Source organism: Ornithinibacillus halotolerans (assembly GCF_014637405.1).
Lineage (GTDB): Bacteria > Bacillota > Bacilli > Bacillales > Amphibacillaceae > Ornithinibacillus > Ornithinibacillus halotolerans.
In genome coordinates, this window is record NZ_BMEY01000027.1 from 29,590 (window position 1) to 42,640 (window position 13,051).

Sequence of the window (13,051 nt, forward strand, 5' to 3'; positions counted from 1 at the left end):
CATTTGAATCTCGATTTTCATTGTTAAAATAACCTGTCTCACTACTTCAACAACTCAACAATCCTGTACTAACATAATTTTCTAAAAATTATTATAACTAAAAAAGCGACCTAGTTTTAAGGCCGCTTTTGTAAACTATTAACTCATCCCGTTAGAGGATTGGAAGCTATTTAGCTTCATATCATTCCACATGAAGTAACAATTGATCTAAATTGATTATTTTTATTTTCCTTTTTGGTAACTGTGTGATCAATCCAAGTTCTTCTAGAGCAGTAAATTTCCGACTGATTGTTTCTGGTGTGGTACCAAGATACGAGGCTAAATCCTTTTTGGACATTGGTAAAGTAACGGTCGGACTATTGCCACTTCCCTTTTCTACATTCTCAGCTAAAAAGGAAATAATCCGAGATTCTACATTCTCAGTCGCTACTTGTGTCGTTTGTTTTTCTGAATTCTTCAAACGCATCGTTACTTCTGACAGGATTTTTATAGAAATCTGGGGATATTCCAACAAATACTTCTGTAAATCCTCTCGTTTAATTAAACATATAGATGTATTTTGAATTGCTTCTGCATAATTTTCATGAATACTTCCTGGTTGGAATATGGCCACTTCACCGGTAAAGTCACCGGGATTTAATATGCGCACAAGTTGTTCTTTTCCAGATTCCGATAAATGGTAAATTCGCGCCTTACCTGAATTAATAATGTATAAAGTATCATCTTTCTCCCCTGCACGGAATAACATTTCCCCTTTTTGTAGATGAACTGACTTAATAGATTCTGCAATTAAATTCATTTGTTCCTCTTCCAGATGGTTGAAAATGGGAACGATACGAATACATTCTCCATGCCCATGTTGGTGATGACAACATTGGTTTTGTTCCAACATAAACTCTCCTTTTAGAAAGAGGTTGGGACAAAAGCTTTTTCTACATAGTAAAAACCGAATTATACGATTTCGGAGCAACTAACCCGCTCGGGAAATATACTTCGCTTTCCGCGGGCGGCTGGTGAGCCTCCTCGTGCTATCGCACTGTGGGGTCTCACCGATGCCTTTCCTCCCGCAGGAGTCTACGTATATTTCCCGAGCTAATGTATCGTATTGTTCGGCTTTGAAATTAGAAATTTAGTTTTGTCCCAGCCCCTTTATTATAATAACTCAACTACGCAGGTTTCACCTTTGATTTAACAACAGCATATCCTAAGTCTTCAATTGCCTTTTCGATCTCATGAATAGCAACTATTTCTGATTCAAAATCCACTTTTACTTTACTAGCATTGAATAATACTTTTAAGCTACCTTTCTCAACACCATTTATACGTTTTACCGCATTTTCAATCTTTTGCATACAAGATGGACAAGATAATGTTTCTAATTGAATTACTGCTTTTTGCATAATTGATTCATCCTTTCATGTTAGCTTTGTTTTTTCACTTCTTCTTTACAATTTAAGTATAGATCAATTTCAATGAATTGGAATTGACGCCAATCAAGTTTTAGGAAAATTGTTAGGAATTTACCGCTTCTTACCTAAGTAATTTCCACTTATCGTTTGTCAAATTTTCTTCTCATTCTAATTATCCTCGCAAACGATATCGAAGCAATCGCATACCATTCAAGATGACTACTAAAATACTTGCTTCATGAACTAACATCCCAATAGACATATTCATCCATTCACTAAATAAGAGACTCGCAAGTAGGATTAATACGACACCAACTGCAATGGTGATGTTCTGTTTCATATTTCTAGAAGTATATTTTGTTAAGCCTAAAGCATGTGGTAAACGACTAAAGTCTGAATTTATTAAGACAACATCCGAAGTTTCAATCGCAACGTCTGTTCCACTTCCCATGGCAATTCCGATGTCTGCCAAGGCTAATGAAGGACTATCATTTACTCCATCACCAACAAAGGCAACTTTTTGCCCATTTGCTTGTAATTTTTCGATAAATGCAGATTTTTCTTCTGGAAGCATATGACCATATGCTTCTGTTAACCCAAGTTCACGTGCTACTAAATCTACCGTTCCTTGATTGTCCCCGGAAAGAACGACTAGGTTTTTAACCCCTAGCATTTTTAAGTTTTGAAGCTGTTCTTTAACACCTGGACGGATTTGATCGCGAATACCCATTATAACTTTTAATTCACCGTCTACCGCGGTTAAAACTAGTGAATTCCCATTTTTCTCCAATCGTTCTATGTCATCTATTGCCTTCTCGCTTAACTTTACCATTTCTCTTTCCATTAAAGCTACATTACCAACAGCCACAAGGTGACCATTTACTTTTGTTACAATCCCGCAGCCTTTAACGACTTCAGTTTCTTCTACGGGAAAAGAAGGCTTCTCGCCAATATCTTGTAAGACAGCTTTTGCTAATGGGTGATCCGATTCTCGTTCTACACTTGCCAAGTATGCAAGAACTTCGTCGGTATTATTTCCGAAAAATTCTCTTTCGGCAACTGCAGGGTTACCTATAGTCAATGTTCCAGTTTTATCAAAAACGAACGTATCCACTCTGCTTAAATCATTGATCACTTCACTGCCTTTTAATAGTATTCCATGACGTGCACCGTTCCCTATACCAGCGACATTCGATACTGGAACCCCAATAACCAATGCACCAGGACAACCTAATACAAGAATTGTAATAGCAAGTTCCATATCTTTTGTAAATAAGAAAACAATAAAACCAAGGAATAGAACAGCTGGAGTATAGTATTTTGCAAATCTATCTATGAATCGTTCTGCTTCCGATTTGGAATCCTGTGCCTCTTCTACTAATTCAATAATTCTTCCAAATGTTGTATCTTCTCCAATACGATCTGCTCGAATATGAAGTGTTCCATTTTCCAAAATCGTTCCAGCAAATACTTCCGAATCAATCTTTTTCGTAACAGGTACTGATTCACCGGTGATACTTGCTTCATTAATATGCCCTTCACCAAATAACACTGTTCCATCGACTGGAATTTTTGCACCGGTTTTGACTAATAGAATGTCATCTTTGTCCACAACATCAACGTCTACTTCTACAAATTTTCCATTTTCCATTTGCTTTAGAGCACTTTCAGGGGCCATCTCTGTTAATTCTTTAATGGCAGAACGTGTTTTGTTTAATGTTCGTTGTTCTAAATAGGAACCGAATAAGAATAAAAAGGTAACAATAGCTGACTCCTCATAGTTTTTAATTAAAATTGCCCCAATCACAGCAATCGTGACTAAGACATCAATACTTATAACTTTTACTTTCAATGCTTGATAGGCTTGAATTGCAATCGGAGCTACACCAACAATAGATGCAGTGAAGAGTGACCAATGGAATAAAGTGATATTATCTAATCCAAATCGACTAAAGAATCCGAAGACAATTAAAATGGCACTAACAAGTGTAATGAAATTCTTTTTACTTAATATAATTCTCTGCATATCGAACACCTCCATCTTTATGTTCTTATAAACTCCTTGTTGCTGACTCTAGTATAGGATGTTTAAAAGAAATAAAAATTGATGGAAGTCAAGTTCTCATTTAATTTTCAGCAGACTACCAAAAGAAAAAGAACAGCAAACTAAAACGCTCAGAAAAAAATTCTGAGCGTTTTAAATTTAGTTATGAATTTATAAAGTCATATTCAAATTCTCTTTATCACTAAACCATACAAACCAAGTAGTATTTGAATCGAGCTAAGGAATAGAAATTGTACGCCGGGCTATTATCCTCCCACTTTTCTGCTTTCTCCGCTTCTTTTTCCTTACAACCTACCATAATTAAAAACATACTAAATAGAATCACAATGATCAGTTTTTTACGCAAAAGAACCTCTCTTTCTTCAAAAACCGCCCTGTTTTTAATCACAATTCCGTATTAACATAATATTCTAAAAAATATACGAAAAGTTGGTATTGTGATTCATTTGTTATTTATGGAAAAGGTATAACCATCCAGCCGAGAAAGAACATGCACACTATAAACAATCCTATATATGCACATAATCCTAGTCCCCATAATCCAAGTGACCTGCTTCTTTTATTAAAGGAAGAAAACGCTCCACTGATAATCGCAGGATATAAAAGTAAGGAAAAGTTATCCATTAATGGTACTTGGTATCCAGATATAAGCGAAATATTAATAAACAATAATGTAAGGAGTCCTAATACAATACTCAACCATCCTAATCCTTGGAAAAACGTCATTTTCACCTTTCCCAATTCCATAATTTCACCTCTCCCAATTTCATATGACGAACCATAGTTAAATCTCTTAATGATACAATTTCGGCTTTAGGCCCTGTAACTACTACACCATAAGTTTTAAAACCATTTGCTTCGATATACTGGATTCGTTCCTCTAATTCAAGATTTTTATGTGATGACACTTTCACTGCGATATCTTCATAAGGCTCGATTTCCTTTAACATCATTAAAAATGTTTCCTCATGAGAGGTTGAGTCTCGGAATGGCGACCAGTATGTTTGATCACGTTGTACCGGGTAGCCAATCGGAGAAACAATGTCCCCATCAGCACTTACCATGTCGTCTTCTGTACCTGTATAAATAGCAGCCCAAGTCACATCGACCGAATTCATTTCTTTGACAATATCTTTAACATTATATAGATCATCGAAAGAGAGATAAGCTTCAACAACCGTTTCATCAGGTAATCCGCTAAGCACACGCCATTCTACCTCGGTTGGAAACTCAACTGTATGATTTGGATGAACAATCCATTGATTTGTTTCTGTTGGATTCTTAGGGTATATCTTCTCTACATGCGAAATGGTGTCACTTTTAACTAAATCATTTAAAACAAATGTTAGATCATAGCTTTTCGCTGGGTAAAAATCGACACCAATTTGTTTATATTGCTCGAATGACAACCCCATAGAGAATATGGAAAAATCCATATCAAACTCCATTTCCTCTAAAGTAGTGTTCGGCTCCGTAATATAGAGGGTCTTACTTGCAACGTCCATCAAGGTTGTCGACTTTGTTCCGAACGCATAATACATAAAAGTAAATATATAACAGGTTGGGATTATCATTAATACAATGGATAAAGTTGTCAGAATCAATTTCCACTTAGAAAAGTTAATTGCTCGTTTGACGTTTTTTGTACCATTGTTCACTTGCTGTCCACTCGATTTTGCTTTTTTCAACAATTTTTCATAGGCATCCATTATCCTTCCTCCTTCGTTAACATCTTTCGTAGCTTTTTTCTACCTCGTGATACATGACTTTTTAATGTATTCAATTTAATATTTAAAATATTAGCTGCTTGTTCATATGTACAATCATGGACATCACATAGTAGAATTGCCTGTTTTTCCATTGGGTTTATTTTATCTAAATACCCTAGCAACTCTTCATAGGAATTGTTCTCTGTAACAATGTTTTCTGGTGTATTAAAATCTTTTTGAGTAAACTTATCCGTTATGACGTAACGTTTTTCTTTCCTAGTTCGGTCAATAAACGTGTAATATCCTACTTTAAAAAGCCATGGCTTAATTTCATCAATATCATTTGCTAAAAGAGCGATGTGAGCCTTTATAAATGTTTCTTGCAGCAGATCTTCTGTTTCTGCATGGTTACGCGTTAATGAAAACAAGTAGCGATATAAGTCATTAAAGTACATCACATATATTTGTTCAAGATCCATCCCCCTCCACCTTTCATCCAATCCTCGTTTCAGATTAATAAAAAGTTGCAGGAATATCAAAATTTTTGTATTAACAATCTATTCCGTTAGGTTTTCTAATAGCAGCATACTTGTAACCTAATCCTTTCCCTTAAGTGAATAAATTGTCACTTTCGAGTCACCTTAAAGTCATACTGGTTGGATATACTGAATGCACAGTCAAAATTGATGGAGGTATTTTAATGAATATATTAGAAGTGAAAAATCTAACCAAAGTATATGGAAAAGGTGAAACAGCGGTAAAAGCACTTGATGATGTATCGTTTTCCGTAAAAAAAGGCGACTTTGTTTGTATTATAGGTCCATCTGGATCCGGAAAGTCAACTTTACTTCATTTATTAGGTGGAGTTGATCGACCATCAAGTGGAAAAGTGCTCATTGATGATACGGATATTTATAACTTAAATGAAACACAACTAGCCATTTTTAGAAGAAGACAAATTGGCTTAATCTATCAGTTTTATAATCTTATCCCTATTTTATCCGTGGAAGAAAATATTAAATTACCAATGCTATTAGATGAGCAGAAAGTAGATGAAAAGCAGTTTACTAATATTACAGAAACATTAGGATTGAACAAACGTCTAACCCACTTACCAAACCAGCTTTCCGGTGGACAGCAACAACGGGTATCTATTGGACGTGCATTAATTAGTAACCCTGCTATAATGCTAGCCGATGAACCAACTGGGAACCTGGATAGTAAAAACAGTGAAGAAATTATGGAACTACTGAAAATGTTTAATAAAACGTACAATCAGACGTTGATTGTTATTACACATGATGAGCGAATCGCACTCCAAGCTGACCGCATTATTTCAATTGAAGATGGTAAAGTTGCTAAAGATGAGGTCATTCGCCCATGAATATTGTCAATAAAGTCACGATCCGCCATTTGAAAGAGAATAAACGTCGCACACTTGTCACGATTATTGGAGTTATTATATCGGTTGCCATGATTACTGCGGTTTCAACGCTTGGAGCATCCTTTTTAGATCTGATGATTCGCCAACATATTTCTACGGATGGAGAATGGCATGTCCAATATAAAGATGTTCAAAAAGAACAAATCAAAGCAATCCAAGAAGATTCCGACACAAAAAGCTTAGCGCTCTCTAGTGATAGCTACGCTTATTTAGAAGACTCGGCAAATTCGAGTAAACCTTATTTATTCTTTCAATACTACAATGAAGCTGGAATGGAACAATTTCCGATTACAGTAGTTGATGGAAGACTACCAGAGAATGAACATGAAATTGCTATTTCTAAGGAAATTATTACGAATGCAAAAGTAGATTATAAAATTGGTGATGAGCTAACCGTTGAAGTTGGAGAACGTGTGGATCTATCTGAAAACGATCTCTTAACTCAAGGTTACCCGTTAAGACGTGATGAGAATGGTCTTGCGGAAGAGATTGTCATTAACGACAATAAAACGGTAACCATTGTAGGAATGATTAAACAGCCAACATGGGAACCGAGTTGGGCACCTGGATACACGGTGATTGGTTATGTTGACGAAACAACTATCACAGAGAAAAATCCAGTTGATGCATTCGTAGTATTAGATAAGTTGAACGGTTCACTGTATGATCATGCGACATCACTGGCTGATACACATGGTATAGAATCGGTTAATTTTAATAGTGATTTATTACGCTATTACGGCATCACAAAGAATGACAACTTACGCCTTACCCTATTTTCATTAGCCGGTATTATTATGGCTGTTATTATTATCGGTTCTGTCGCGTTGATTTATAATGCATTCGCCATTAGTGTGTCTGAACGGGCTAGACATTTAGGAATGCTATCCAGTGTTGGCGCAACGAAAAAACAAAAACGAAATTCTGTCTTTTTTGAAGGGGCTGTTATTGGTGCAATTAGTATTCCTATTGGGATTCTCTCTGGTATAGCAGGAATTGGCGTTACCTTCCTTTATATTAATACGTATTTAGATGGGGCTCTTGGTAGTTCAGTAGATCTAGAGTTAGTTGTGACACCTGCTTCTATCTTAATAGCTTGTGTTATTTCGATTGTGACAATTTTCATTTCAACATATTGGCCTGCAAGAAAGGCATCGAAAATCTCAGCGATTGATGCCATTCGCCAAACGCAAGATATTAAGTTATCTGGTAAAGCAGTTAAAACATCCATGCTTGTTCGTAAAGTTTTTGGTATTGAAGCAGAAATTGGTTTAAAAAATATGAAACGAAATAAGAAAAGGTATGTAGCAACGTTATTCTCGTTAGTTATTAGCATTGTGTTATTTTTATCCGTCATATTTTTTACGAATAACATTAAAAAGTCACTGGAAATGACACAAAACGATTATCAGTATGATATTCTGATCTACGGTAACGGTGATATAGAGAAGGAAGATCTTGCAAAGTTTACAACATTAGAACATGTTACCAACTATACGATATCTGAAGAAGCTTCAGGGCATATAGAAACTCTAGTTGATGAGGCAAACATTTCCCCACAAATGAAGAAACTGTTAGAAGAAGAAATACTTGCTATAGAGGACGGAAAGTATAGCTACTATGTTACTTTAGAAAGTTTAGATGATGCTAGCTTCGAGGCTTATGCGGAAGAAATTGGTGTCGATCCGAATGATTTTGTCGGACAAGACACTCCTGTTGGCATCGTCATTGAAGAAATTTCTTATGAAGATGGTATGACTGGTAAGTTAATAGAAACGAAAGCAATTGAAGCAGAACTTGGCTACACATTAGATATCAAGGAATATTCTTACAGTGATATGGAGATGGAAGAGCCAGTATCAGAATTCGTCGGATCTATTCAGATTGGTGCACTGACGAATATTGTCCCAATGGGTGTAAATACAGTTGGTCTAGGGGGAATTAACATCATTATCCCACAGTCCACAATGGCTGAACTGGATGTAGATACAGTACCATATCTTTATTTAACTAGCTCAGACCCAATTGCAACACAAGCAGCTATTGAAGAATTAAATGATCTGAATCTTTATGTATATAACATCCATGAACGTAGACAACAAGAGGAACAAATGCTACTATTCATGTCCATTTTCATCTATGGGTTCATTACACTTATTTCGTTAATTTCAGTTGCAAATATTTTCAACACGATTTCGACTAGTATTGGGTTGCGTAAAAGAGAATTTGCTATGCTGCGTTCTGTTGGAATGACGCCAAAAGGATTTAATAAAATGATTCATTATGAAAGTATTTTCTACGGTGTGAAAGCATTAGCTTACGGTCTACCAATTAGTGTGCTCGTCATGCTGGCCATCCACTACTCGGTAAACCACACGTTTGAATATGGTTTTCAGTTACCATGGATAAGCATTCTTTTCGTTATCTTTACGATTTTCCTAATCGTCGGCTCCGCCATGCTATACGCAACAGCCAAAATAAAAAAAGAAAACATAATAGATGGATTAAAACAAGAAAACATCTAAAACAAAGGAAAACAGGTGCCTGACACCTCCCGAAAAATGTCGAACGTTCGTCGACAAAATTCGGGAGGTGTCAGGCACCAACATTTTACACCATGTTAACGATGGTGTTTATCCATTCAGAATCTTCATGAACTTCTAGTTTTTCACAAAGTATATGGTGGGCCTTCTTAAATTCGGGAACGATGCTTTTCATCACTTTTAGCATTTCAACTGGATCTCTATTACATTCCCAACTATCTAGCAGTGATAACTGCCAATTCTCTAACTCACTTCTACTTCCTTCATATTTGGCCCAATCACCGAACGTATTTGGCTGTTTTCCGGAAATCATATACCAAGCAGTACACATAGAGAGCCGCAATTTATCAATACAATTTAAAGCATAATAATACTCTCCTCGCATTGCTCTTCTATATGCTTCATGTAAATACGCAAAGAATTTTGTTCTCCAAATCTCAAATTCTTCTACTGTCGGTTTATAAGTAAGAGCCATAGACTGTGCTAATGTATCAGCTAACCTTCCATTCGTATCCTTGACAATCTTTATGTTCTGTAACCATGTAGATGGCTTGATATTTTCTAGAGTATAATAAAAGATATCAACCTTTACAAAACAACTATAGTGAGCAACCGTATAAATGGATGACGGATATAAGTCTTCAAAATAAAGTACGTCTCCCCAGCTCTTTGCCCGCTTATTTTTATTTGTAATAAAGTCCTTTATGTATTCCTGTTTGACAACAATCCTCAAGTCAATATCCGAGAAAACATCTGTATTTTCATTCCCAATTGATCCACCATAAAAAAATGCCAGAACTTTATCATCACCTAATAAGTCACGTTGAATGGCATCTAGTAGTTTTTGGCGACTTTGAGGCAATACTAAATCTCTTTCCTTATGATTATTTACTAATCCCACACATAAAAAACACTCTCCCTATTTAAGGCTTTATATTTATAATTCGGTAAAACCCAATTTTATCCTTCTTTCCTAACATACAACAACTATTTTTGTTTAAAATTCCTAACTTCTACCAACATCTTTCGCTTCGCATAGATAAGAAAAACAAATTGAATGATTACATATATACCTGCAATCATGAAAAACTGGAACAAGATTACTGGATTTGCAATCACCCCTCCCATATCCTTTGCCAATGCAATGATGTATAGTAAAGCAATCACAATACCGAGTAAAGTTGGCAGAATAAATATAGTAGTAATCTCTTGAGACAGTAATTTCTTTACTTCTTTACTAGTAATCCCAATACGATAAAGTTTGAGAATTCTTTGCCTATCTTTATCTACTTCCGAGAATAATTGAATGTACAGTAAAAGAAATGATCCAATAGAAAATAAAATATTTAAAAATATAGCTATAAAAAAATGAATACCATCTCTTTCCAATCGATTGACATAACTGTCTACTCGTGAAGTAATTGAAAAGAGTTCTTCTTGAAACTCACCTAAACTATTTAAAGCAGGTGTTTGGGCATTATAATTTATAAAAGCTTGTTCTAATTCAACGACTGCCTCTTCCGATAACTCCCAATTTTCCACGTTAAGCAAGTGGAAATCCGCTTCGAGACCATCGATGTTTTCCTTTAACGTAACGAATTCCTCATCATTTATAATGAAAAATTCACCTAAATAATTAAACTGCAAATCTCCAATCTTTTGTTCGTAATTATAAACTACATCGTTACCATTAATTGAGAAGTGTAAATCATAACCGTAAAATACATTTTCAAGATCACTTGCCGTCCCGTTTAAATGATAAATCAGTTCGTTAGTCTCCAATTCACGTGATTCTCCGGCAAATTCATTGTATTTGCTTAAGGGCATAAAAGTAATTTGATGAATACCATATGAATCTCTTTGAAAGATAAAATAGATTGGTAGTGAGAAGTGTTCCTGGACATTATTATCATGTCTCTCAAAAACAGAATATACTTCTTCCCTCGTTAAATTATTCTTCGTTTCCGTTGAAATATAGCTAACATCAAATGGATTATTTTGAATTGCTTCTTTCCCCGCCTCCGTATAGTTACTATAAATAATCGTGCTATAAAGGAGTGTAACCATAATCATTACCGTAACTAGTGTCACCATCGTTGTAAACTGCCTATATTTATAATCCATGTTTGTTAGATAGAGTATATTTCGATAATAAAAATCCTTATTCTTTTTTATAAGAGCGATTAGGAACGAAGTCAATTGATTTAATGCAATGTACAAGCCAAGAAACGTTCCTATCGCCCAAAGTAATAGATAATCGCCCCCATCAGTTATCGTCACGAAAAGTCCAATAATCGAACCAATAATAATAGCTACACCAATCCCACCAATGGCTGGATGTTTGTAAGCTGTATTTTCTGTTTCTTTCTCCGTCTTTAAGTTTTGGATTATATTCTTTCTCATCGTTAAATATAATGATTGTCCTGTAGCTACAATAAACACAAGAAAAAAAGCACCAATTGTGTAAATAAACATTTTTACATTTAACTGAAAAGAAATTTCTTGAATACCAACACTTTTTAATAGGAACCAAAAAAAGAACTTTGAAAATACTGCTCCCATACCAAGTCCTTTAAAAACTGCTACTACAGCAATTGCACTATTTTCCAACAAAAGCAATTTAACGATATCACGGTTCGTCATCCCAAGCGTCATAAATAAACCAAACTCACTGCGCCTTTTTTTCATAAAAAGATGATGGGCGTAGGTGATAAAAAATACAGTAAATATAATAAGGGCAGCACCGGGGATTCCTAGTATGGATTGAAGTCCTTCTGTATATTTGATGGCAACGAGTTGTTCATTCAAGTATACGGTTAGAAATATAAAGAAAAACATGACAGCCAAACTATTGTATGTCAGATAAAAAAAATATTTCTTATAGTGATATTTCACCATTTTCCAAACAACTTGATTAAATGTCATGGTGACTCCCTCCCAAAAGGGCATGGTGAACCATGATCTCATTGAAAAATTGTTTTCGATCCGATTTCTTTTCAATACTTGAATGGACCGTTCCGTCTCTAATAAAGACTACTCGATGACAATAGCTTGCAGCAAAAACATCATGGGTCACCAGGAGTACGGTTGTTGATAGTTCCTGTACTACTCTTTCCAAACACTCCATGATTGCTGTTGAGGATTTAGAGTCTAAATTTCCTGTCGGTTCATCAGCAAATATTATCTGTGGTTCATTTACTAAAGCTCTACTTACTGCTGCTCTTTGCTGTTGTCCACCTGAAACATTGTATGGATATTTATTTAAAATGGATTCAATCTGAAATAACTTTGCAAGGTATTGTACCTTCTCTTCCATTTCAGCTGATTTTTTCTTTTCCAGTATCATTGGAAGCATGATGTTTTCCTTTACAGTTAGACTTTCTAACAAATTAAAGTCTTGAAATATATACCCTAACGATGTACGACGAAATTGTCCTAAAGCATCGCCCTTCATATCATTTAGATTCTGGCCCCTTATTACTATCTCACCAGAGGTGGGCTTATCAATTCCACTTAATATATTTAATAATGTTGTTTTACCACTACCAGAAGGTCCCATAATAGCAATGAACTCCCCTTCATCAACTGAAAGTTCAATGTTATTTAATGCAGTAGTAGCCCCATCAACATGAGGTTCACCATAAACTTTCACGACGTTCCTAACTTCTAAAATATTCATGAATTCCCCCTCCTTTTAATACAGGTGCCTGACACCTCCCGAAAAATGTCGAACGTTCGTCGACAAAATTCGGGAGGTGTCAGCGTATAATGGTAAATAAGTCAACCATCGTTTTTGCCTAAAAAAGGCCGACCTTAAGTAAAACTCTTAAAAGTAATTTTTAAAAAGTTCTTCTATCACAGAACCTTTATGATGGAACTCT

The 13,051-nt window shown here is 35.4% G+C and carries 11 protein-coding genes; 2 read left to right on the plus strand and 9 right to left on the minus strand.

The annotated features are described in order from the left end of the window. Positions 1-181: 181 nt before the first annotated feature. The 6 genes from IEV35_RS18385 to IEV35_RS18410 form a co-directional block, all read right to left on the minus strand. A complete protein-coding gene (locus IEV35_RS18385) occupies positions 182-889 on the minus strand; it encodes a Crp/Fnr family transcriptional regulator (protein WP_229740804.1) in 708 nt (235 codons plus the stop codon). Between the two features lie 277 nt (positions 890-1,166). Next, on the minus strand, positions 1,167-1,400 hold the full coding sequence (locus IEV35_RS18390; protein ID WP_188386117.1) for a heavy-metal-associated domain-containing protein: 234 nt from the start codon (positions 1,398-1,400) through the stop codon (positions 1,167-1,169). A gap of 181 nt (positions 1,401-1,581) precedes the next feature. Next, positions 1,582-3,435: a heavy metal translocating P-type ATPase gene (locus IEV35_RS18395; protein WP_188386118.1), complete on the minus strand. Its 1,854-nt coding sequence runs from the start codon at positions 3,433-3,435 to the stop codon at positions 1,582-1,584. Between the two features lie 492 nt (positions 3,436-3,927). Then, positions 3,928-4,221 (minus strand): hypothetical protein, encoded by a 294-nt coding sequence (locus IEV35_RS18400; RefSeq protein ID WP_188386119.1) that lies wholly within the window; start codon positions 4,219-4,221, stop codon positions 3,928-3,930. Beyond that, complete coding sequence (locus tag IEV35_RS18405) at positions 4,203-5,183, minus strand: anti-sigma factor (RefSeq protein WP_188386120.1); 981 nt, start codon at positions 5,181-5,183, stop codon at positions 4,203-4,205. The genes IEV35_RS18400 and IEV35_RS18405 overlap by 19 nt, the downstream gene beginning before the upstream one ends. Then, entirely contained in the window at positions 5,183-5,662 is a 480-nt protein-coding gene (locus tag IEV35_RS18410; protein WP_188386121.1) for a sigma-70 family RNA polymerase sigma factor, read from the minus strand. Before IEV35_RS18410 ends, IEV35_RS18405 begins: the two co-directional genes overlap by 1 nt. Positions 5,663-5,883: 221 nt before the next feature. Here IEV35_RS18410 and IEV35_RS18415 point away from each other — a divergent pair, with 221 nt between their 5' ends. Together IEV35_RS18415 and IEV35_RS18420 are read left to right on the plus strand one after the other, a co-directional pair. Continuing rightward, positions 5,884-6,567, plus strand: coding sequence for an ABC transporter ATP-binding protein (locus tag IEV35_RS18415; RefSeq protein WP_188386122.1), 684 nt, complete (start codon positions 5,884-5,886; stop codon positions 6,565-6,567). After that, positions 6,564-9,152 carry an FtsX-like permease family protein gene (locus IEV35_RS18420; protein ID WP_188386123.1) on the plus strand — a complete coding sequence of 863 codons (2,589 nt, stop codon included), beginning with the start codon at positions 6,564-6,566 and terminating at the stop codon, positions 9,150-9,152. The genes IEV35_RS18415 and IEV35_RS18420 overlap by 4 nt, the downstream gene beginning before the upstream one ends. Before the next feature lie 85 nt (positions 9,153-9,237). On the opposite strand, the gene IEV35_RS18425 is transcribed toward IEV35_RS18420, so the two are convergent. The 3 genes from IEV35_RS18425 to IEV35_RS18435 form a co-directional block, all read right to left on the minus strand. Further along, entirely contained in the window at positions 9,238-10,071 is an 834-nt protein-coding gene (locus IEV35_RS18425) for an aminoglycoside 6-adenylyltransferase (RefSeq protein ID WP_188386124.1), read from the minus strand. An 86-nt stretch (positions 10,072-10,157) separates the two neighbouring features. After that, positions 10,158-12,095: an FtsX-like permease family protein gene (locus tag IEV35_RS18430; protein WP_188386125.1), complete on the minus strand. Its 1,938-nt coding sequence runs from the start codon at positions 12,093-12,095 to the stop codon at positions 10,158-10,160. Beyond that, the gene (locus IEV35_RS18435) at positions 12,085-12,849 is read right to left on the minus strand and encodes an ABC transporter ATP-binding protein (protein ID WP_188386126.1); all 765 of its coding nucleotides are present in this window, start codon (positions 12,847-12,849) and stop codon (positions 12,085-12,087) included. The genes IEV35_RS18430 and IEV35_RS18435 overlap by 11 nt, the downstream gene beginning before the upstream one ends. Between the last annotated feature and the right edge of the window lie 202 nt (positions 12,850-13,051).